Source organism: Nocardioides sp. zg-1230, from assembly GCF_013155335.1.
GTDB lineage: Bacteria > Actinomycetota > Actinomycetes > Propionibacteriales > Nocardioidaceae > Nocardioides.
Map to the genome: position 1 here is coordinate 358,689 of NZ_JABJQZ010000004.1, position 21,607 is coordinate 380,295.

General features: G+C 68.5%; 20 protein-coding genes and 1 riboswitch. Of the genes, 10 read left to right on the forward strand and 10 right to left on the reverse strand.

Annotated elements, in window-relative coordinates; all coding sequences use genetic code 11:
- Positions 1-69 precede the first annotated feature (69 nt).
- The 3 genes from ctaD to HOO61_RS13625 all read left to right on the forward strand — a co-directional run bounded on the left by ctaD (position 70) and on the right by HOO61_RS13625 (position 3,499).
- Complete coding sequence (ctaD, locus tag HOO61_RS13615; protein WP_172260085.1) at positions 70-1,764, forward strand: cytochrome c oxidase subunit I; 1,695 nt, start codon at positions 70-72, stop codon at positions 1,762-1,764.
- Positions 1,761-2,159 carry a cytochrome c oxidase subunit 4 gene (locus tag HOO61_RS13620; RefSeq protein WP_172259253.1) on the forward strand — a complete coding sequence of 133 codons (399 nt, stop codon included), beginning with the start codon at positions 1,761-1,763 and terminating at the stop codon, positions 2,157-2,159. The genes ctaD and HOO61_RS13620 overlap by 4 nt, the downstream gene beginning before the upstream one ends.
- 107 nt (positions 2,160-2,266) lie before the next feature.
- Positions 2,267-3,499: an Ig-like domain-containing protein gene (locus HOO61_RS13625; protein WP_172259255.1), complete on the forward strand. Its 1,233-nt coding sequence runs from the start codon at positions 2,267-2,269 to the stop codon at positions 3,497-3,499.
- A 319-nt stretch (positions 3,500-3,818) separates the two neighbouring features.
- Here HOO61_RS13625 and HOO61_RS13630 read toward each other — a convergent pair whose 3' ends face one another.
- From HOO61_RS13630 to HOO61_RS13645, 4 genes are read right to left on the reverse strand one after another with little or no spacing between them, the layout of a single operon-like run.
- Entirely contained in the window at positions 3,819-5,585 is a 1,767-nt protein-coding gene (locus HOO61_RS13630; protein ID WP_367650167.1) for a cytochrome bc complex cytochrome b subunit, read from the reverse strand.
- The gene (locus HOO61_RS13635) at positions 5,582-6,694 is read right to left on the reverse strand and encodes a Rieske 2Fe-2S domain-containing protein (RefSeq protein ID WP_367650168.1); all 1,113 of its coding nucleotides are present in this window, start codon (positions 6,692-6,694) and stop codon (positions 5,582-5,584) included. The genes HOO61_RS13630 and HOO61_RS13635 overlap by 4 nt, the downstream gene beginning before the upstream one ends.
- Complete coding sequence (locus HOO61_RS13640) at positions 6,691-7,563, reverse strand: c-type cytochrome (protein WP_172259257.1); 873 nt, start codon at positions 7,561-7,563, stop codon at positions 6,691-6,693. The genes HOO61_RS13635 and HOO61_RS13640 overlap by 4 nt, the downstream gene beginning before the upstream one ends.
- 46 nt (positions 7,564-7,609) lie before the next feature.
- Positions 7,610-8,215: a heme-copper oxidase subunit III gene (locus HOO61_RS13645; protein WP_216658968.1), complete on the reverse strand. Its 606-nt coding sequence runs from the start codon at positions 8,213-8,215 to the stop codon at positions 7,610-7,612.
- A 110-nt stretch (positions 8,216-8,325) separates the two neighbouring features.
- Here HOO61_RS13645 and HOO61_RS13650 point away from each other — a divergent pair, with 110 nt between their 5' ends.
- Genes HOO61_RS13650 through trpD form a run of 3 tightly spaced genes read left to right on the forward strand, consistent with a single transcriptional unit; the run spans position 8,326 to position 10,803 of the window.
- Positions 8,326-9,252: a cytochrome c oxidase assembly protein gene (locus HOO61_RS13650; protein WP_172259261.1), complete on the forward strand. Its 927-nt coding sequence runs from the start codon at positions 8,326-8,328 to the stop codon at positions 9,250-9,252.
- A gap of 47 nt (positions 9,253-9,299) precedes the next feature.
- Entirely contained in the window at positions 9,300-9,725 is a 426-nt protein-coding gene (locus tag HOO61_RS13655; protein ID WP_172259263.1) for a response regulator transcription factor, read from the forward strand.
- Positions 9,726-9,768: 43 nt separating this feature from the next.
- Entirely contained in the window at positions 9,769-10,803 is a 1,035-nt protein-coding gene (gene trpD / locus HOO61_RS13660; RefSeq protein ID WP_172259265.1) for an anthranilate phosphoribosyltransferase, read from the forward strand.
- On the opposite strand, the gene HOO61_RS13665 is transcribed toward trpD, so the two are convergent.
- Genes HOO61_RS13665 through HOO61_RS24910 form a run of 5 tightly spaced genes read right to left on the reverse strand, consistent with a single transcriptional unit; the run spans position 10,800 to position 17,044 of the window.
- Positions 10,800-11,039, reverse strand: a complete 240-nt coding sequence (locus HOO61_RS13665) for a hypothetical protein (RefSeq protein WP_172259267.1) — start codon at positions 11,037-11,039, stop codon at positions 10,800-10,802. The genes trpD and HOO61_RS13665 overlap by 4 nt on opposite strands.
- Positions 11,036-11,533: an HTTM domain-containing protein gene (locus HOO61_RS13670; RefSeq protein ID WP_172259269.1), complete on the reverse strand. Its 498-nt coding sequence runs from the start codon at positions 11,531-11,533 to the stop codon at positions 11,036-11,038. The genes HOO61_RS13665 and HOO61_RS13670 overlap by 4 nt, the downstream gene beginning before the upstream one ends.
- Before the next feature lie 59 nt (positions 11,534-11,592).
- A complete protein-coding gene (locus HOO61_RS13675; protein WP_172259271.1) occupies positions 11,593-11,877 on the reverse strand; it encodes a hypothetical protein in 285 nt (94 codons plus the stop codon).
- Between the two features lie 10 nt (positions 11,878-11,887).
- Positions 11,888-12,523 (reverse strand): YgjV family protein, encoded by a 636-nt coding sequence (locus HOO61_RS13680; RefSeq protein WP_172259273.1) that lies wholly within the window; start codon positions 12,521-12,523, stop codon positions 11,888-11,890.
- A gap of 39 nt (positions 12,524-12,562) precedes the next feature.
- Positions 12,563-17,044, reverse strand: a complete 4,482-nt coding sequence (locus HOO61_RS24910) for an Ig-like domain repeat protein (RefSeq protein WP_172259275.1) — start codon at positions 17,042-17,044, stop codon at positions 12,563-12,565.
- A 297-nt stretch (positions 17,045-17,341) separates the two neighbouring features.
- Between HOO61_RS24910 and HOO61_RS13690 the strand changes: the two genes are divergently transcribed.
- Positions 17,342-17,620, forward strand: a complete 279-nt coding sequence (locus HOO61_RS13690; RefSeq protein ID WP_129457122.1) for an Lrp/AsnC family transcriptional regulator — start codon at positions 17,342-17,344, stop codon at positions 17,618-17,620.
- Positions 17,621-17,623: 3 nt separating this feature from the next.
- Here the strand turns inward: HOO61_RS13690 and HOO61_RS13695 are convergent, their stop codons facing one another.
- Positions 17,624-19,414 (reverse strand): DEDD exonuclease domain-containing protein, encoded by a 1,791-nt coding sequence (locus tag HOO61_RS13695; RefSeq protein WP_172259277.1) that lies wholly within the window; start codon positions 19,412-19,414, stop codon positions 17,624-17,626.
- 101 nt (positions 19,415-19,515) lie between these two features.
- On the opposite strand from HOO61_RS13695, the gene HOO61_RS13700 reads away from it, so the two are divergent.
- The 3 genes from HOO61_RS13700 to HOO61_RS13710 all read left to right on the forward strand — a co-directional run bounded on the left by HOO61_RS13700 (position 19,516) and on the right by HOO61_RS13710 (position 21,315).
- Positions 19,516-19,791 (forward strand): hypothetical protein, encoded by a 276-nt coding sequence (locus HOO61_RS13700; RefSeq protein ID WP_172259279.1) that lies wholly within the window; start codon positions 19,516-19,518, stop codon positions 19,789-19,791.
- Between the two features lie 10 nt (positions 19,792-19,801).
- Positions 19,802-21,043, forward strand: a complete 1,242-nt coding sequence (locus HOO61_RS13705; RefSeq protein ID WP_172259281.1) for an NYN domain-containing protein — start codon at positions 19,802-19,804, stop codon at positions 21,041-21,043.
- 65 nt (positions 21,044-21,108) lie between these two features.
- A complete protein-coding gene (locus HOO61_RS13710) occupies positions 21,109-21,315 on the forward strand; it encodes a hypothetical protein (protein ID WP_172259283.1) in 207 nt (68 codons plus the stop codon).
- Between the two features lie 117 nt (positions 21,316-21,432).
- Positions 21,433-21,592, forward strand: a riboswitch (cyclic di-AMP (ydaO/yuaA leader).
- The last annotated feature ends 15 nt before the right edge of the window (positions 21,593-21,607 follow it).

Below are 21,607 nucleotides of genomic sequence, written 5' to 3' on the forward strand. Positions count from 1 at the left end.
TCCCGCCCGGAGGCAGCGACACCGCCCCCGGAGCCCAGGAAGCGTCTCGGCGAGCAGGCCGTGCGCATCATGACCACGACCGATCACAAGCTGATCGGCAAGATGTACCTGATCACCTCGTTCGCGTGGTTCGTCATCGCCGGCGTCATGGCCATGCTGATCCGCTCGGAGCTGGCCTACCCCGGTCAGCAGATCGTCAACGACCAGCTCTACAACCAGCTGTTCACGATGCACGGCACGATCATGCTGCTGCTCTTCGCGACGCCGCTGTTCTTCGGCTTCGCCAACGTGATCATGCCGCTCCAGATCGGCGCCCCCGACGTCGCCTTCCCGCGCCTCAACATGTTCAGCTACTGGCTGTTCCTGTTCGGCGGCCTGATCGCGGCGTCCGGCTTCCTCACGCCCTCCGGTGCCGCCGACTTCGGCTGGTTCGCCTACACGCCGCTCTCCGACGCCGTACGCAGCCCGGGCGTGGGTGGCGACCTGTGGATCATGGGCCTCTGGATGGCCGGTCTCGGCTCCATCCTCGGTGGCGTCAACTTCATCACCACGATCATCTGCATGCGCGCACCCGGCATGACGATGTTCCGGATGCCGATCTTCGTGTGGAACACGCTGATCACCAGCATGCTCGTGATCATGGTGTTCCCGATCCTGGCGGGCGCGCTGCTCTCGCTGGAGGCCGACCGGATCCTCGGGGCCCACGTCTTCGACCCGTCGCACGGCGGCCCGATCCTGTGGCAGCACCTGTTCTGGTTCTTCGGCCACCCCGAGGTCTACATCATCGCGCTGCCGTTCTTCGGCATCGTCTCGGAGATCCTCCCGGTCTTCAGCCGCAAGCCGATCTTCGGCTACGTCGGCCTGGTCGCGGCGACCCTCGGCATCGCGATGCTGTCCGTCGCCGTGTGGGCCCACCACATGTTCGTCACCGGCGCGGTCGACCTGCCGTTCTTCTCCGGCATGACGTTCCTGATCGCGGTGCCGACAGGAGTGAAGTTCTTCAACTGGATCGGCACGATGTGGGGCGGATCGGTGTCGTTCGACACCCCCATGCTGTGGTCGATCGGCTTCCTGGTGACCTTCCTCTTCGGTGGCCTCACCGGCGTCATCCTGGCCAGCCCGCCGCTCGACTTCCACGTCTCCGACTCCTACTTCGTGGTGGCGCACTTCCACTACGTCGTCTTCGGCACCGTGGTGTTCGCGATGTTCGCCGGGTTCTACTTCTGGTGGCCCAAGATGACCGGCCGGATGCTCGACGAGCGCCTCGGCAAGGTCCACTTCTGGATCCTCTTCGTCGGCTTCCACACCACCTTCCTCGTCCAGCACTGGCTGGGTGTCGAGGGCATGCCGCGTCGCTACGCCGACTACCTGCCCGAGGACGGCTTCACCACGCTCAACCAGATCTCCACGGTGGGCTCGTTCCTCCTGGCCGCCTCGACGCTGCCGTTCTTCCTCAACGTCTACCTCTCGGCCAAGGCGCCGAAGGTGACCGTGGACGACCCGTGGGGCTGGGGCCGCTCGCTCGAGTGGGCGACCAGCTGCCCGCCCCCGCGCCACAACTTCCACATGCTGCCGCGCATCCGATCGGAGTCGCCCGCCTTCGACCTGCACCACCCCGAGGTGGCGCTGCTCGAGCTCGACGACAACCCGGCCGAGGGCAACGGCGACGTGGCCGACGCACCTGAGGTGGACGGCCGCGAGGAGATGCTGCGCGAGCGCGCCGACCTGCCGGTCGACCGCACCGACGAGGAGAGGGACCGATGAAGGCCGAGGCATGGATCTTCGGGATCACCACCGTGTTCGTCGCGGTGGTGGCTCCGGGCTACTGGTTCCTCTCCGGGGACTGGACCGGCACCTCCGCGCTCGTGATGACCGCGCTCCTCACCGCGATGATCACCCTCTACCTCGGCTTCCACGCCTCGCGCATGGACCCGCGGCCGGAGGACCGCAAGGAGGGTGAGATCGCCGACGGTGCCGGCGAGCTGGGCTTCTTCCCGCCCTACTCCTGGTGGCCGCTGTGGTGCGCCCTCGCCCTCGGCGTCATCGTCTACGGCACCGCGATGGCGGCCTGGTGGCTGGTCATCATCGGCTTCACCGCCGGTGCGGTCGTGACCTGCGGTTTCGTCTTCGAGTACTACCGGGGCGAGCACGCCCACTGAGCAACGCCCCTCGTGGCAATTCTGGAAGAGCCCGTCCGCGTCGTACGCTGGACGGGTTCTTCTGTTCCACCGCCCGTGAGGGTGGGCAACCCTGGGGGTCACGTCGCATGCGCTCACGCGCGCTCCGGTCCACGCGTCCCGCGCATCGTCGTACGACGGCCGCGGCGGCTCTCCTGACGCTGTCCGCCGGCCTCGCCGCCTGCAGCAGCAGCGGCTCGACTCCTGGTGACGACTCCCAGGCCGGTGCCACGGACGCTCCCGGCGCCACGCAGGCCGCCGACCCGGTCGACCCGGTCCGGCTGACGACCAGCTTCACCGACGCCGGTGCCGTACCGATCGACGCGCCGGTGACCGTGTCCGCGACCGGCGGTGACCTGTCCGACGTACGCGTGACGTCGGCGGTCGGGCCGGTCGAGGGTCGCGTCGAGGGCGGCACGTGGACCTCGACCACCCGGCTAGAACCCGGCACCGACTACCGGATCACCGCTTCCGCGACGCGCTCCGACGGCCAGGCGGTCGAGCGCACGCGCGGCTTCCACACCGTCGACCTGACCCTCGACGAGCAGACGTTCGCCGCGGTCGCTCCGCTCGACGGGGAGACCGTCGGCGTCGGCATGCCCGTGGTGGTGACCTTCGACCTGCCCGTCACCGACCGTGCGCTGTTCGAGAAGCACATGACGGTGACCAGCACGCCCGCGCAGAAGGGCTCGTGGTACTGGCTGAGCGACCGCGAGGCGCACTTCCGCCCGGCACGCTACTGGAAGGCCGGCACCGACGTGTCGGTCGACCTCGACATCAACAGCCTGCCCGCGGGCAACGGGATCTACGGCCAGGAGTCGCGCCGCGTCGACTTCCAGGTCGGCGACGCCAATGTCTACAAGGTCAACGCCCAGACCCACCAGATGCAGGTCTTCAGCAACGGCAAGCTGCTCCGCACGCTGCCGATCACCACCGGCAAACCCGGGTTCACCACCCGCTCGGGCGTGAAGGTGATCATGGAGAAGTTCGAGTCCCGGCGGATGAACTCCGAGACGGTCGGCATCAACCGCAACAGCCCCGAGGCCTACGACATCGACGACGTCCGCTGGGCGATGCGGCTCACCCACTCCGGCGAGTTCATCCACGCCGCCCCGTGGTCGGTGGGCTCGCAGGGCTACGCCAACGTGTCCCACGGCTGCACGGGCCTGTCGACTGCTGACGCCGGATGGCTCTACGCCATGAGCCGACGCGGCGACGTCGTGGAGTACACCGGCACCGACCGCCCGATGACCCTCGAGAACGGCTACGGCGACTGGAACCTCGCTCCCGCCGCCTGGAAGCAGGGCTCGGCGCTCAGCTGACGCTCGCTCGCGCCCGAGCGGTCCGACAGGCGGCTTCCGGGCCGCTCGATCCCGCCTCACCCACCGCCCGCCGGGGTGTCGTACGCCGACACGCGGGGAGCGGTGGTCCACCCACATTCGCATCGTCAGGAATGTGGCTCCACCGCCGCCCGCCGGGGTGCCCTACGTCGGCGCGCCGGGGAGCGGTGGTCCGCCCACATTCTCGTCGCCCGGAACGTGGCTGGACCACCGCCCGCGGGAGAACCGTCGGCGAACCGAAGACAAGACGAGGGCCCGCCGGGAAGCTTCCCGGCGGGCCCTCGTGCAGGTCGTACGACGATCAGTGGTCGCGCAGCGGCACGTCGTCGGTGTCGCGCAGGCGGTGGTCGTCGAACTGGTGACCGTCGACCGGGTGGTCGAGCCCCGACTGGAGCTCGGCCTCGTGCTCGGCGTGGTGGTGCGCCTCCTCGAGCTCGGCCCGCGTGGGCTTCTGCACGTTGTGGCTGTACATCCACGACGAGAGCCTGGCCCGCAGCTTCTCCGAGCGCGAGTTGGGTGCGGCCACGCCGGAGGCGTCGGTGTCGCTCCCGACCGTGAACACCTCGTCGCGGTCGCGCGCGGTGAGGGTGTAGGCGGACGTCTCGTTGATCGGCAGGTGCCGCTCGGCGTACTGACCCTCGGGGGAGCGGGTGATGATGCCCGTCTCGTAGCCGTGGAGCAGCTTCTCGTTGTCGTGGCGCTGCAACGAGATGCACCAGCGTCGGGTGATCCAGAACGCCAGGAGCGGGCCGAGGAAGATGGCCACGCGCATGAAGTAGGTGATCTGGTTGATGCTCAAGTCGAGCTTGATGGCGATGATGTCGTTGCCGCCCGCGGCCCAGGCGAGGCCGTAGAAGGTCATCAGGGACACCATGACCGCCGTGCGCGTCGGCGCGTTGCGCGGGCGCTGGAGCAGGTGGTGGTCGCGCTTGTCGCCGGTGATCCAGCCCTCGATGAAGGGCAGCAGCATCAGGATGACCAGCATCAACGGGGGCACGATGAGGATCGGCAGCATCACGTTCCACGAGATCGTGTAGCCGAAGATCACCGACTCCCAGCCGGTCGGGATGATGCGCAGGAGGCCGTCGGGCCAGCCCATGTACCAGTCGGGCTGCGATCCGGCCGTCACCTTGGTCGGGTCGTAGGGGCCGAACTTCCACACCGGGTTGATCGACATCAGGCCGCCCATGATGGCGATGACGCCGAAGACCATGAAGAAGAAGCCACCCGCCTTCGCGGCGTACACCGGGAGCATCGGGAAGCCGACGACGTTCTGCTCGGTGCGGCCGGGGCCGGGCCACTGCGTGTGCTTGTGGTAGACGAGCAGCAGCATGTGCGCCGCGATCAGCGCCAGCAGGATGCCCGGGATGAGCAGCACGTGGATGATGTAGAGGCGGGGGATGATCGACTCGCCGGGGAACTCGCCACCGAACAGCAGGAACGACATGTAGCTACCGGCGACCGGGGTCGCCTTGAGGAAGCCGTCAGCCGCCCGGACGCCGGTGCCCGAGAGCAGGTCGTCGGGGAGCGAGTAGCCGGTGAAGCCCTCGAGAGTGCCGAGGAGCAGCAGCAGGCAGCCGATGACCCAGTTGAGCTCACGGGGCTTGCGGTAGGCGCCGGTGAAGGCCACGCGGAGCAGGTGGACCATCATCGAGGCGATGAAGATCGCTGCCGCCCAGTGGTGCATCTGGCGCATCAGCAGGCCGCCGCGCACGTCGAAGGAGATGTGCAGGGTCGAGGCCATCGACTCCGACATCCCGACGCCGCGCAGCTGGTCGTAGGAGCCCTCGTAGGTGATGTGACCCATGGACGGGTTGAACCAGAGGGTCAGGAAGACGCCGGTGAGCAGCAGGACCACGAAGCTCCACAGGGCGATCTCGCCCAGCATGAAGGACCAGTGGTCGGGGAAGACCTTGCGCAGGTTCTTCTTCATCGCCGTGGCGAGGCCGAGGCGGTCGTCGGCCCACGAGGCCAGCGAGCCGGCGGGTCCGGGCTTGGACGCGGTCGCAGCGGTCGTGCCGTTGCTGGTCGCGACCTTGCTGGTGTCGATCCTGGAGTCCGTGCTCACAGCTTCTCACGCTCCCAAAAGCTTGCCCCGATGGGCTCGGTGAAGTCGCTCTGCGCGACCAGGTAGCCCTCGTCGTCCACTGCGAGGGGCAGCTGGGGGAGGGGGCGGGCAGCCGGACCGAAGACCACCCGAGCGTGGTCGGCGAGGTCGAAGGTCGACTGGTGGCACGGGCACAGCACGTGGTGGGTGGTGCGCTCGTAGAGGGAGATCGGGCAACCCACGTGGGTGCAGATCTTCGAGTAGCAGATGATGCCGTCGACGGTCCACTTCTCGCGGCCCTCGAGTGGGGTGATCTCGTCGGGGTCCATCCGGACGACGATGATGGCGGCCTTGGCCTTCTCGGCCTGCTCCTCGGCGCCGTGGAGCTCGGGGTAGCCGTTCTCCTCGGACGGGAACATCGCCTCGGCGGTGCCGTTGATGAGGTCGCCCATCTCGACCTCGCTGGCGAGGATGGGGGTGCCGACGACGTCGCGCACCACGCGCATGCCGGGCTCCCAGATGGTGTTCGCGAGCTTGTCGATGTCGAGCTCGTCGCCGGGAGCGAGGTCGCGCAGCAGCACCACGGCGGGCAGCCCGAGCACGCCGACGGCGCCGAGCATGGTGTTGCGGACGAGCGGACGCCGGCCGATGCCGGCCTCGGCGAGGCCGTCGTTGAGCGCCTGGACGGTGGCGTCGCGGTCCTCCTGCGGGGACGCGGCGGGGTGGCGCATCTCGACCATCTCGTGGTCGGCCATCAGCTTGCGGGCGAGGTGGATGATGCCCGTGCCGATGAGCAGCAGGCTCAGGCCGAGCGTGAGGCCGAGCGTGATGGTGGAGGCACCCAGACCGGCGAAGGTGTCCCAGTTGTCACCGACCTCGAAGGAGAAGTAGGCGACCACGAAGAGGACGGCGAAGACCATCGCGGCGATGAACATCGCCGCGATCTGCCGCTCGGCGCGCTTCTCGGCCTTGGGGTCGACGTCGGTGGGGCGCCACGTGTGGGCCGGCAGGCCCGGGTCGGCGATCGGCTCGGCCTCGCGGTGCGTGGGCACGTGCGTGTCGTACGGCACCGGGGTGCCGTCGGGCGCGTTGACCGGGTGCTCCGGCGTCGAGGAGTTGTCGTTGCTCACGCGTTCACCTTGCTCTTCTTGCTGCGGGTGGTGTGCGAGGCGATCCAGACCGCTGCGCCCACCAGTCCACCGATGCCGACCACCCAGGCGAAGAGGCCCTCGGACACCGGGCCCAGTCCGCCCAGCGTGAAGCCGGCGTACTCGGGGGTCTCCTCGAGACTACCGAGGTAGGCAATGACGTCGCGCTTCTCCTCGGGGGAGAGGTTGCCGTTGCTGAAGTTGGGCATCTGCTGGGGGCCGGTGAGCATCGCCTCGTAGATGTAGCGGGGCTCGACGCCGTGGAGCGAGGGCGCGTAGCCACCGCGCGGCATGGCACCGCCGGCGCCGTTGAAGTTGTGGCACGCGGTGCAGTTGGTCAGGAAGATCTGACCGCCGCGGGAGATGGCCTCCTCGCGCTCCTCCTCCGACAGGTCATCGATGGAGTAGTCGGCCTCGCTGGGGATGGCCGGGCCGGGGCCGAGCGAGGCGACGTACGCCGCCAGCGCAGCGATCTCCTCGTCGTTGAAGACGACCTTCTTGCGCGGGGCCTGCTGGCCCGGGGCGGCCATCGGCATGCGGCCGGTGCCGACCTGGAAGTCGACGGCCGCGGCACCGACACCGACCAGCGAGGGGCCGAGCTGGTAGCCGTCGCGGACGGTGGGCACGCCCTCGCCGTTCTGGCCGTGGCAGAACGAGCAGCTGGCCAGGAAGAGCTCCTTGCCCTTCGCGACCTGCTCGGTCTCGCTCGGCTGGGAGTCAGCCTGGGCGGGGGAGAAGGCCGTGTAGAGGGAGCCGCTGATCAGCAGCCCCAGCAGCAGCACGGCGAGACCCGCCAGAGGTCCCCGACGATGCCGGGAGAGGCGACCAGCGGTTCGGTTCAGCAAACGCACTTTTGAGTCCTTGCCAGTTGCGACGGTGTGGGCTGTCTGGGGGTGCTTACTGGATGACGTAGATCGTGAAGAACAGACCGATCCACACCACGTCGACGAAGTGCCAGTAGTAGGACACGACGATGGCGGTGACGGCTTGCTCGTGGGTGAAGCGGCGGGCCAGATACGTGCGGCCGAGGACGAACAGGAACGCGATCAGGCCGCCGGCCACGTGGATGCCGTGGAAGCCGGTGGTCAGGTAGAACATCGAGCCGTAGGCCGAGCTCGGGATGGTGACGCCGTGCTCGATCAGCTCGGCGTACTCCAGCGCCTGGCCGCCGATGAAGATGGCGCCCATGACGTAGGTCAGGATGAACCACTCGCGCAGGCCCCACTTCGTGAAGTTGAGCAGGCCGCCGGTGCGCCCGACCTGGCCGCGCTCGGCGGCGAAGACGCCCCACTGGCAGGCGAAGGACGAGGCGACCAGGATCGCGGTGTTGGCGGTCGAGAACGGGACGTTGAGCTTGTCCGTCTCCTGCGCCCACAGCTCGGGGCTCACCGCCCGGATGGTGAAGTAGGACGCGAACAGCGCCGCGAAGAACATCAGCTCGCTCGAGAGCCAGATGATGGTGCCCACGCTGACCATGCTGGGTCGGTCGTGGTGCCCGTGCAGACGGGAGGCCGGAATCGTCGCAGTTGCTGTCGCCACGGAAGCATTATGGCCGTTGGCGGGGACAAGGGGCACCCCGACCCCCTGTGTTGTCCCGTCATAAAGTTCACAACGTGGTCCACACCCTCCTCGCCCTCTCCGCGGACACCGCCGAGGTCCTTCCGAGATTCACGCTCGGACGAGTCCTGACGGACTGGGGGATCGACCCGATCCCGTTCGTGGTGACCGTCTGGGCGGTCGGGCTGTACGCCGTCGGGGTGGGCGTGCTGCGCCGCCGCGGGGACCGCTGGCCGGTCGGTCGGACTCTGGCGTTCGTGGTGCTCGGGATGGGCTCCTTCGCCTTCGCCACCATGTCGGGGCTGGGTATCTACGACACGACGCTGCTGAGCGTGCACATGGTCCAGCACATGGTGCTGTCGATGGTCGTGCCGCTCGCCCTCGCGCTCGGCGCGCCGGTGACCCTCGCCCTGCGCACCCTTCCCGCCGCGCCGCGCCGGTGGTTGCTGGCGGTGCTGCACTCACGGGTGGCGAAGGTGCTGGCGTTCCCGCCGCTCGCGTTCGTGCTCTACATCGCCTCGCCGTGGGCGCTCTACTTCAGCCCCTGGTACGACGCCAGCCTGAGCTCGTCCTTCGTCCACCAGATGATGCACATCCACCTCGTGCTCGTCGGCACCCTGTTCTTCTGGCCGCTGATGGGCGTCGACCCGGTGCCGGGTCGGGTCAGCCACCCGTTCCGCGTCCTCCTCACGCTCATGACGCTGCCCTTCCACGCATTCCTGGGCGTCACGATCATGGGCCAGACGACCCTCATCGGGGAGGAGCACTACCTCGCGCTCCGGGAGGGGCCGATGGGCGCGTGGCTGCCGCCGGTGCTCGAGGACCAGCACCTGGCCGGCGGGATCCTGTGGGCCAGCGGGGACCTCATCGGTGTGCTCTTCTTCGGCGTGCTCTTCACCCAGTGGGTGCGCTCGTCGATGAAGGAGGCCGCCCGTGAGGACCGGCGGCTCGACCTGGCTGAGCGGCGTACGCCGACCGGCTGATGCTGTGACGCATGCCTCGGCGCCGGTGACGGGTGACGACGGTTACGATGCCTCTCGTGACTGATGCCGCCGCAGACCGCGCACTGAAGGTCCTCGTCTACAGCGACGACGTGAACACCCGCCAGCAGGTCATCCTGGCGCTGGGTCGCCGTCCGCACCCCGACCTCCCCGAGCTCGAGTACGTCGAGGTCGCCACCGAGCCGGTCGTCCTGCAGAACATGGACCGCGGCGACATCGACCTCGCGATCCTCGACGGCGAGGCCGTCCCCGCCGGCGGCATGGGCATCGCCAAGCAGCTCAAGGACGAGATCTACCAGTGCCCGCCCGTAGTGGTGCTGACCGGCCGTCCGCAGGACGCCTGGCTGGCCACCTGGTCGCGCGCCGAGGCCGCCGTCCCGCACCCGCTCGACCCGATCCAGCTCGCCGAGGCCGTCATCGGCCTGCTGCGGCCGTCGGTCCCGGCCACCTCCTGACACGGCTCCGGCGCCTCCTCGGCGCGCCGATAGCCTGACCACCATGTCCCACTCCTGGCCCGACGTCCTCTCCACGCTGGTCGCTGGGAGCGACCTGTCGACCGAGCAGGCGCGATGGGCCATGGACGAGGTCTTCGCCGGCGCGGCCACCCCGGTCCAGCTCGCCGGCCTCGTCGTCGCGCTGCGCGCCAAGGGCGAGACGGTCGAGGAGGTCACCGGCATCGCGGACGCGATGTTGGCTGCCGCCAACCCGATCGCGGTGCCCGGCCGCCTCCTCGACATCGTGGGCACGGGCGGTGACCGCTCGATGTCGGTCAACATCTCGACGATGGCCGCGATCGTCGCTGCCGGCGCCGGCGCGCGGGTGGTCAAGCACGGCAACCGGTCGGCGTCCTCGAAGTCCGGATCGGCCGACGTCCTCGAGGCGCTCGGCATCCGCCTCGACCTCGCCCCCGCGCGGGTCGCCGAGGTCGCGGAGGAGGCCGGCATCACCTTCTGCTTCTCCGCGGCCTTCCACCCCGCCATGCGTCACGCGGCCGTCCCGCGGCGCGAGCTCGGCATCGCGACCACCTTCAACATCCTCGGCCCGCTGACCAACCCGGCCCGCCCCCAGGCCCAGGCGATCGGGTGCGCCGATCCGCGGATGGCACCGGTCATGGCCGGCGTGCTCGCCGGCCGCGGCGTCGACGCCTGGGTCTTCCGCGGCGACGACGGGCTCGACGAGCTGACGACCACGACGACCTCGACGCTGTGGCGGGTGCACGGCGGCTCGGTCACCCAGTCGTCAGTCGACCCGGCGTCCCTCGGCCTCGCCCGGGCGGCCACCGAGGACCTCCGAGGTGGGGACGCCGCGCACAACGCCGACGTCGTACGCCGCCTCCTTGCCGGCGAGCAGGGGCCGGTGCGAGACGCGGTGGTCCTGAACGCCGGTGCCGCGCTGGCGGTCTACGACTCGCCGGACTCCGAGGTCGACGCGGCGCTCGAGGCTGGTGTGGCGAAGGCGGCCGAGGCGATCGACTCCGGAGCGGCGCACGCTGCGCTCGAGCGGTGGGTGGCAGCGACGTCGGTGTCGTCCTAGGTGGTCGCTCGTCGCTGGTCCGAGTGGACGCGCCGCAACGCCTTCCACGCGTCGGAGGCGTACGGGGCTCGTAGCACCAGCGGGTAGACGGACAGGCAGACGATGGAGAACGTCAGCAGGGGAAACCACGCCGACATGAGCGTCACGATCGACAGGTGCAACAGCGCGCCTGTCAACAGCGCGACCCGACGGGTGGGCCGCATCCACATGCCGAAGGCGATGAACAGCTCGGTCAAGATGACGAGCGCGGCAAGTGGCCTCCAACGACCTCCGGCAGTGGGGTCAGCAACTGCGCCCGGAGCTCGTCGCCGGCGAGCCACCAAGGGTTGATCTTCGCGAGCGCTCCGAACAAGTAACACACGCTGAGCTGGGTGACCATGAGCAGGACGGGCAGCGACGTGGCCCGCGTGCGCTGACCGAAGAGGGAGCTCACGGACCAGACGTTGTCGGAGCCCGCGAACGCCAGGTATGCGAGCAGCAGCGTGGTCAACCAGAAATGATTGGTGTACGCCTGCTGGTCCCACAGCATGGCTGTGAGGCAGGTCGCGCTGCCCGCAAGGGCCGCAGGGGTGGTCAGTAGCCCGACCAATACCAGAATGGCGCTGGTCATGGCAGTCAGCGTCCACGCGCTGACCGCGGTCTGCGTGAGCGCCAGTTGAACAGGTCCGGGCATCGCCAGCGCACCGTCGCGAACGCGGCCGAGGATGGCGTGGATCTCGACTGTGTTCATGAGGGCGGCCAGACCGAGCAAGATCCGGCACAGGGCGACTGCCCTGGGAGAGGGCCACGTCATTGGCACTGCACAGTCCTAGTGGAGCGCGACCTCTCCACCGTCACCTCGACGGCGCCGGCATCGACGTCACAGATGTGCTCGGGCAGGCGCCGGGTCCAGTCGACGTCGATCCGGTCGAGGGCCACATAGTCAGCGAGCCGGTGCTCGCGCCGGGCCCCGGTCTCGTCGACCACCGTGATCCTCGTCCAGCCGGCACCCGAGTACATCTGGAATCCGAATTGGGCAGGTGCGCGGACTAGGGCTACCAGCGGGATGAGCAGCTGCACGAGCACCGCTGCCATGACCCACTGCCTACGCTGCACCGGGCACCTTCAGCACCCATCGGTCGCCGCGCGGTTGGAATCCGAGCCGGTCGTAGTAGGCCCCGACCATGCCAGGGGGCGTGACCACTTGGCGGATGCCCCGACTGGCGAGCAGGCCGCTCTTGCGCCACACGAACTCGCCGGGGGAGAAGTCACGGTAGCGCGGGGTCACGTAGTCGAGGAGCACGTCGGCAGTACCTCCCTCTTTGCGCAGCAGCACCACGCCTACGGTCTCGTCACCCTTCTGGACGAGGAAGGCGTCCTGCTCGTCCGACGGGTCGTGCACGAAGGCCGGGTTGAACTTGAGGATGTCCGCGCCGTGGATCCGCAGGGTGTGCCTGAGGTACTCATCGTTCGGGGCGACCTCGAGCACCTCGTACACCGTCTCGTCGTGGCGATCGCGGAGCAATCGTGCGATGAACCAGAGGTTGATGGCGACGAGCACGGCGTTCATCCCCACCATGGGCCAGACCTCGAGCACGGCATTGAACACGATGAGGATCACGCACGCGATCGCGTTGAGCACGCGGAGCCTGAGGACGCTCGCCTGCAGCAGCGAGTAGACCAGGAGGGCGCTCCCGCCCCACCCGAGTACGTCCAGCCAGTGGTCGGCGAGCCAGGTCACGGCGGGAGAATACCTCCGGCCGTGACCTGGTGCTGACGATCACTTCACGACGTACAGGATGATCCTCTTGGACTTCGATCCGAAGGTCTGGGCGTTGCCGAGGTAGACCACCTGCAGCTTGTGCTTGCCCTTCTTGAGCTTCTTCAGCTTGAGCGTCTTCTTGCCCTTGTGGACCGGCGCCATGGTGAACTGCGCGATCTTCTTGCCCTTGTCGAGGACCTGCACCACTCCGGTCGGGGTGGTGAGTCCGCTGACGGCGATCGTCACGCTCAGCTTGGCACGCTTTCCGACCTTGACACGGGACGCCTTCAGCGCACCTGCGACAGTGGACTTCAGCCTGGCGACCGCCACGGCCGCCGAGTTGGCGGAGCCGTCGTTGAAGCCGGTCTTGGATGCCAGAACGGTCACCGCGACATTCCTGCCAGCGTCCTCAGTGGTGACGCGGTAGCTGGAACCCGTTGCGCTTGGGATCGGAGCTCCGTCGCGCAGCCACTGGTACTTGAACGTCGGTGACGACTCTGACCACGTACCGGGATCGACTTTCAGAGTGCTACCCGAGGCCGCGGTTCCCGTGATGACCGGCGGGACGGTTGCCTGCAGGGCGCCACCGGCCGAGCCAACGACGACGTTGCTCACGACCACGCTGTCCTGGAAGCCCGACTTCTTGCCCGTCGCCCGGAGGCTGATCTCCTTGCCGAGGTCGGTCACCGTCAGCGCGTAGGCGGACGTCGTGGCGCCGGAGATGTTCGCTCCGTTGCGCAGCCACTGGTAGGTGGTGGTGACATCGGGTTGGTTCCATACCGGTGCGGTGGCGACCAGACCGGCGCCGATGCCGGTGCCAGACGGCGCGGACACCTGCGGGCCAGCCACAGCGGAGAGGGTCTCCACCCGGACGGCGTTGGAATGGGCCACACCGTCGGTGTAGCCGGGTGCCGATACCGTGACGCGGAAGACGATGTCGCTGCCGGCATCCGCGGCGACGGGGGTGTAGGTCGTCGTCGTCTGGTCCGGGATGGGGACGCCGTTCCTCAGCCAGGCATACGAGTACGACAGCGTGCCGTACGTCGCCGGCCACGTTCCCCTGTTGCCAGTGAGCCGGTTGCCGACGGCGACCGGGCTACCAGTGATGGTGGGCGCCGTCACGTTCGCGATGGCGTCACCGGACGTGGGCGAGATGGGCAGGCTCGTGCTGATGCCGTCGATGTAGCCGGGCGCCTTGCCGGTCGCCTTGACTGTGATCGACTTGCCGAAGTCGGCGTTCACCAAAGTGTAGGACGTGCTCGTTGCCCCGCTGATGTTCGCGCCATCGCGCTGCCACTGGTACGTCGTCGTCACACTCACGCCACCCGGGCTCCACGAAGGCGGCGCGACCGTCAACGTCTTACCCAGACCCGTGCCCTCGGGTGTGTTGATCGTGGGCCGGAGGATTGCCTGGAGCTGGCTGTTGACGTCGAAGGTGGAGCTCGCCTGTCCGATCGGGTTGCCGCTCGCGTCGCGGGCCGTGACGGTCCACCCATACGTGCCGCTGACCAGGTTGGTCACGGGCGCATATGCACTAGCGGCGGTGGTGAAGTTCTGCGTCGATCCACCTGGCGCGACGAGCGCAACCGCATAGGACGCTGCGCCAGCAACCTGCCTCCACTGGAAGAGCGCTCCATTCGGTGGCGTCGATCCGCCCAGAGCAGGCGAGAGCAGCTGTACAGCACCCGCGGTCACGCGGAAACGACCTGCCACCGACCAGGGGCCCTTGTTCCCGTCAGAGTCCGTCCGACGCACGCGCCACAGGTAGTACTCGCTCGATACCGGGAGCGTGTCGATCGGAACGTACGCGGCGTTGCGAACGCCGCTTGCTGACGCGATCTTGTTCGCTGCCGAGAACGTGGCGTCGTCGTTGGCGTAGATCTCGATGTCGTAGGACTTGGCGAACGCTTGCGGTGTCCAGCGGAACGGGGTCGTGCCCGCAACCGCAGCGTTGCCGACTGGCGAGGTGAGGCTGACCTGCAGACTCTGCTTGGTGAACTGGTGGTACTCCGGAGTCGGGTTGATGCGCGACCAGGCCAGACCGTTGTCGTCTGAATCGACTGCCTGCACACGCCAGTACAACTTGCCTTCGGGGTAGAGCTTGGTCAGCGCCGTGTAGGTCGGCTGGTCCACGAGCGCGCTGTCAATGAGCGCGCCAGCGAACGACGCGTCGTCGTCGACCTCGATGCGGTAGCGCTTGGCGGACTGGTTCGGCACCTCGCCCGTCTGCGCCCACGGCTGCTCCTGGTTGGTTTCCCAGTAGTCGGTCCACTTGAAAGTGACCTCGGTCCCGCTCGGATCCGTCGTCTGCTCCAGACCCCTGATCTCAGGAGACCGCTTCTTGAATGTGCCCTGCGCAACGTCGGTCTGCGAGACCGGGTCAGGGCCGCAGTTGAGCGCCGTCCGGCACGGACGGATGTGGTAGTAGTACGACTGCCCGGCCTGGCTGTCGGGATACGTGTGCGCCGTGTTGTCGAGCGCAGGTGCGTACATGGTGCTGGTCGTCGCTGGCACGGCGTTGCTGGGCTCGAGAAGATTCGTGAAGTTCGGGTCGCTCGCGACGTAGACCATGTAGTACGACGCTCGGGGGTCGGTGTCCCACTTCAGCACGGGAGTGCTGGGCACAGTGCAGCCGCCACTGGAAGGCGTACACGGATTCTGCGGGCCGGCGAAGTTGTCGTCGAGCTGCTGGCCGTCCTGCGCGAGAGCATGACCATTCGTCGACCGGATCGGTTGGACCGTGAATCGTCCTTCTGGCCCGACGCCGATCTTGACGTTGTCCTTGTCATAGGCCGTCACCTGCCAGTCGTAGTCCCCCGGTAGGAGCAGCCTGGTGGACGTGTCGGTCATGGCCGGGTAGTCGGTGGCCTGGCCGAACAGGTCATCCGTTGCGTGTCCGAACCACACCTGCACGCCATCATTGGCGTTGCCGACGTTGACCGAGTAGTGGTCCGCCCCCGCCATTGGCGCCCAGGTGAGGGAGGGCGCAGTCATGATCGTGGCGTCCGACGTGGACGGGGTCAGAGGAGTGAGACCGGGCTTGTCGCTGGTCGGGACGTTGCCCGATACGTTGAACGTGTTCGGATAGGTGACAGACTGCGTTCGGTCAGCGCCGATAGCGGTGATGTGCCAGGTGAACGGGCCGTCGGCCGGGTTCAACTTGACCGTCGGCGTGTACGAGGTCGCTGAGGTCGACTTGCTCAGCACCTGCGTCCCGTTCGCCCGCACGATGCGCACGCGGTAGGACTCTGCACCAACCGCCGTGTCCCACGTCAATGTCGGAACGTCGACCGTGGCGCCGCTCTTGGGCGCCATGTTGGTCACGCTGAGTGGCATGTAGCGGAAGGCCTGTGCCTCCGAAAAGAGGCCCTGCACGCCTGGGATGTCTCCACTCTTGGTGAAGGGTCGATCGAGCCCCCGTACGCGCCAATAGTTGATCTCGCCCGCTTGAGGGATGCAGTCCTCGTTGATGCGCGGCGGAGCCAGGATGCCGGTGGTGTTCACCGCGAACATACCGGGGGTGTACGTCGTCCCGGCTACTCGACAGCTCTCGAAGGTTCCTACAGTGAAGTTCGCCTGCGTACCGACCTGGATCTCGTATTCCGACGCGTGCTTCACGGGGCTCCACTGGAAGTAGAGCGGGGCCGGCACGTCCTCTGCCCCGTCTGCGGCTGGAAAGACCGCTGTCGGGCGATGTGGCCAGTTGCGGGTGAAGCTCGAGCGAGCGGCCGTCCAGGGGGTCGCCTGCCCGGACATGTCGATCGCACGCACCCGCCAGAAGTAGCTCGCGTTGTCGTAGGTGACAGCAGGTGAGTAGCTGGTGCCGAGGATCCCGGTTGCGCTGTCGATGAGGGCGCCGCCCTGACTGAAGTCCGCCTCGGTCGACACCTGGACGTCGTAGGAGGCTGCCCCCTCGATGGGACGCCAGTCCAACACGACGTCCTGCAATGTCTGGGTCGCGTCATCCTCTGGATAGTCGATCTGCGGTTGGGGAAGCGGGGAGACAAGGAACCGTCGCTCTTCACTTGCAAGGGAGTTGAGGCTTGTGCCCTTGCTCGCCGTCACCCGCCAGTACCAGTCGCCGTCTCCGAGCGGGAATGGGACCACCAGCGACGTGTTCTTGGTGGTGTATGAGCTGGCCCCGACGAAATCGGCGTCGCCGTCCACCTCGACCTTGTACGACGTGGCTCCGGCGGAAGGCGCCCACGTCAGGAGCGGGGGGTTCCCAGGCTGAGCCAGGGTGGCATTTGCGGTCGGGGACACCAGGACTGGAGCGGCCAGTCGCGTGCTGGAGAAGGTGCTCGTGGCGGCTGGGCCGGGCTCCGTGCCGGCGTAGGCAGTGACCGACCAAGCGAGGTTTCCCTCGGGCAGAGCCTGTGGAGGCACGAACGAGTTGTTGACCGTGCTTGTGGTGGTGCCATTGACCGTCACGGCGTACCGCGTCGCGTTCGGCACGTGCTCCCACGAGAGGATGCTGGTGGTGCTGTCGGGCTGGTTCACCGCCAGACCCGTCGGCATGTCCGGTGGCACGGCAGACGCGGGAGCCGTCGCCCCGAAGGTCGCAGCGACCAGTCCCAGCGTCAGAGCGGCGGCGATCCGCATTCGAACGGCAGCGCGGTGCATTGAGCGTGACATCCCGAAAGTTCCCCTCGTCGGGTGGTGGCAGACCGCCACACGCTAGGTCTGCGGAACGCGCGTCCGATGGGAAATGGCACTTCCGTAGTCATAAAGGACTAGTGGGTCCGACCGATCGGTCGCCTCACGTGCCGCAGACGCCCTGAGCGCTACGGTGAATCCATGATCACCGCCATCGTCTTCGTGAAGGCCGACGTCGCACGCATCCCCGAAGTGGCGGAGGCCATCGCCTCCCTCGACGGGGTGAGCGAGGTCTACTCGGTGACCGGACAGATCGACCTCATCGCCCTGGTGCGCGTGCGCGAGCACGAGGACGTCGCCTCGGTCGTCGCCGACAGGCTCAACAAGGTCGAGGGCGTGACCGAGACTGAGACCCACATCGCGTTCCGCACCTACAGCAAGCACGACCTCGAGTCGGCGTTCAGCATCGGGCTCGACTGACGATCAGCGCGCCGGTCGGTGCACCGGCGACGGAAGTCGCTGCTCGTCGAAGGGTACGAGCGACAGCCGCGACTGGTTGGCCGCGTCGTAGAGCGCGAGGTGGCGCGCCGCCCCGCCGAGCGGGCAGACCCACTCGCCGTCGACGTCAACGAGGCGCACGCCCGGTGACTCGAGCCAGCGCAGGATCTTCTCGGTCTCCTCCGCCGTCGCGGCGGGCACTGGACCGGGCGCGACGTTGACGGTCTCGGCCGTGGCCCTCAGCTCGCGCACGTACTGGTGGGCGTCGGCACCAGGCGGGATGACTCCCGCAGCGGCGAGCCGCCCGTGACGCACGACATGCACCGACCATCGGCCGCTGTCCTCCCTGCGCGCGGCGACGATCTCCGGGCAGCGGGTCAGGGCCGTGAGCCGCTGGGTGCGGGCCGCGGCACGCACGAAGGTGGCCAGCCGGTCTCGGTGGATGCCGGCTTCCTCGAAGCGCTCGCGATCGGCCAGCGAGGTCATGCGCTGGTTGATCGCCTCGACGACCTCCTGCGGGTTGCGGAGCAGCGTGTCGCGCAGCTGACGCACGATCGCTGCGTAGGTGGAGGCGTCGGTGGATCCGTCGCACGGGGACAGGCAGCGACCCATCTCGGCCAGCACGCACGCCGATCGGGATGGAGCCAGCGGCAGCCGGCCACTGCACTGTCGGACGGGGAAGGTCTCGTGGAGCGCGGCCAGGCACTTCTCGGCCGTCTTCCTCGAAGAGAACGGTCCGAGGTAGTCGGCGTCGTCGTCGAGCACCTTGCGCACGAGCGACAACCGCGGCCAGGCCTCGCGGGTGAGCTTGAGGAAGTGGACCTTCTCGGGGAAGCGCGAGCGCCGGTTGTACTTCGGCTTGTGCTCGGCGATCAGCCGCAGCTCCCGCACCTCGGCCTCGAGCGGCGTCGCGCACTCGATGCCGGTGACCGATTCGGCGAGCCCGACCATCTCTCCCATCCGCGTGCGAGTCTCCGAGGACGTGAAGTAGGTGCGGACGCGCGTGCGCAAGTCCTTCGACGTCCCCACGTAGAGGACACGCGCCCGGTCGTCGCGAAAGAGGTAGACGCCGGGGGAGTGGGGCAGTCCCTCCGCCAGGTGGCGCTTGCGCCGCTGGGCCGTGCTGACCCGCGCGGAGAAGGTTTGGAGCTCCTCGAGGGTGTGCACGCCGAGCCCGCCGAGCCGCTCCATCAGACCGTGCAGGACGTCGACGGTGGCCCGGGCGTCCGAGAGTGCGCGGTGGTTGGGCGTCGTCTCTGAGTTGAAGACCTTGGCCAACGACGACAGCTTGCAGTTGGGAGCATCGTCCCGAGTGATCACGCGTCGGGCGAGCTTCGCCGTGTCGAGCACCTCGAACTTCGGCCAGGGCCGCCCCTGCTGGCGCGCGAAGTGTTGCAGGAAGCCGATGTCGAACGGCGCGTTGTGCGCGACCAGGACGCATCCCGCCGCGAAGTCCAGGAACGCGGGCAGCGCCGTCTCGATGGATGGAGCGTCGTGGACCATCGAGTTGCTGATGCCGGTGAGCACCGCGATGAACGCCGGGATCTCGGTGTGGGGGTTGACCAACGTCTGGAACTCGCCGAGGACCTCGCCACCGCGGACCTTTACTGCCCCGATCTCGGTGATCATCGATCCGGCTGTGGCCGAACCACCTGTCGTCTCGAGGTCGACCACGCAGAAGGTCAGATCGCGCAGGGGCCGCCCCAGCTCGTCGAAGCTGCGCTGCGCCTCCCAGCGGGACGTCTCCCGCGAAGGGCGTTGGGCAGTGGTGCTCATGTCCGACGACGCTAGACGTGGGATCCGACATCGGCGCTGCGGCGCGCGGACTACGCTGACCGCGCCTCCCCGCAGAGGCGACGACGACTCGAGGAGACTCCGTGCCTGAGCAGACCAGCGACCTCCGCGTTCCCGGTGACGGTGAGCGGTGGCGTTGCGCCGGCTGCGGCAACCTCACCCGCTTCGACGTCACCCGCACTCGTCGTACGACGGAGTACTGGCACTTCGACCTCGCCGGCGACCACCAGGTCGAGGAGGAGACCGTTCGTTCGGAGGCGGTCGAGTCGGTCTCCTGTCGGTGGTGCGGCCGCAGCGACGCGATCGAGGTCGTGGACCGCGCGTCCGCCGACGCGTCCAGCGACCCGGCTGCTGGATGACGGACAGACCGTGACCGACCTCGCGGCCCTGCCGGAGCGGCTGCGCCTGAGGGTGGTCGCCCTGGTCTCTGCGGTCCTGCCGTCCGTCACCCCGGTGCCACCCTCGCTGCGCAAGGTGGCTGGTTTCGCGCCCGCCCGGCGCGCGCGACTCGGTGGCGGGGCCATCTTGGCTGCGCTCGACGACGACACCTTCCGCGAGCACGCGGCCGTGCAGGTCGCCGCTGTTCAGGCCTCCGTGGACGATCCGGTCGACGCGGCCGCCCGGGCCTGGCTGGCCAGAGAGGACGGCTGGGAGGACGTCGTGGCCCAGGTCGCCGACTCGCTCGAGGACGACGAGGTACGCGACGAGCAGACCCATGCCGAGCACGCCCGCCTCACCGCCCAGGTAGCCGCACTGCAGGCCGAGCTCGCCGCAGTGCGAGCGGAGCACCGCGCCGAGCTGGAGCGGGCGAAGGCCGACCACAAGGTGCTGCGCCAGCGTCTGGGGGAGGCGCGCGGTGTGCTGCGCGCCGCCGAGGCGGAGCGGGACGCAGCGTACGCCGCGCGCGACGAGGCCGCGGCTGCGGCCGAGATCGCGACCCGCAATGCGGAGGCCGACGTACGACGCCTGCGCGCGCAGCTGGAGGAGGCCGAGGCCGGCCTGGCGGCCAACCGTCGCGAGGCACGGTCCGACCGGGACGCGGCGAGCATCCGGGCCCGGCTCCTGCTCGACGCGGTCGTCGACGCCGCAACGGGGCTCCGGCGCGAGCTGGCCCTCCCGGCCGTGAGCGGCACGCCGGGCGATGCCGTGGAGTCTGCCCTGGCGGGCATCGAGTCGGCACCCGCGTCCAGTGCGCCGGCCACCCCGGCACTGCTGGAGCAGACCCTCTCGCTGCCACGGGCACGTCTCGTGGTCGACGGCTACAACGTCACCAAGCAGAGGTGGCCGACCGCGAGCCTCGAGGCCCAGCGCAGCCGCCTGGTCGCAGCGCTCGGCCCGCTGGTTGCGAGGACCGGGGCAGAGACGACCGTGGTGTTCGATGCAGCCGAGTCGACCGTGCGTACGGCGATGCCGGCGCCGCGCGGCGTCCGCGTGGTGTTCAGCCCCGAGGGCGTCATCGCCGACGACGTGATCCGTCAGCTGGTGGCTGCCGAGCCTCGAGGTCGCGTGGTGGTCGTGGTGACCGGGGACCAGGCCGTCGCGCGCGACGTGGCACGCGACGGCGCGCGAGCAGTGCCTGTCGCCGCACTGCTCGGCGTCATCGGTTCCTAACCCGACACGCCGACCGGCGACACGCCGAGGAGGCGTTGTCGGTGGCCCCTGTCACCGTTCGGGACATGACGACACGGATCGACTGCGACACCTGCGTGGTGCGCGGGCTGCACTGCCACGACTGCGTGGTGACGGTGCTCCTCGGCCCACCGCCCGAGCTGACCATCGACGACGACGAGATGGCCGCGCTCGACGTTCTGGCCTCCGGAGGCCTGGTCCCACCCCTGCGGCTCGTGGAGCCGGTGACGGGGCCGGTCATCGAGTCAGCATGAACGGGCGTCAGACACGACTTCCACAAGTTGGGCCGAAGATTGGCGACGGGTCCGACGTCGGTCTAGGGTGTGGGCTGACGTCCGTGGCAGTGGGTCACCCGGCCCGCGCGGGCGTCGCGCCGAGTCGTGGACCACACCCCCGCATCACCCGTGGTCGACGAGCCGGGGAACCACACTTCCCCCTGGGGTGAATCCTCTGTGAGGTGCGCTGCGCGAGCGGCGCGAGGAGCAGAGGTAGGCCAGTCGAGCCGAACCCGTCAGCTCACCTGGTAGGCGTACGACACCCCGAGGA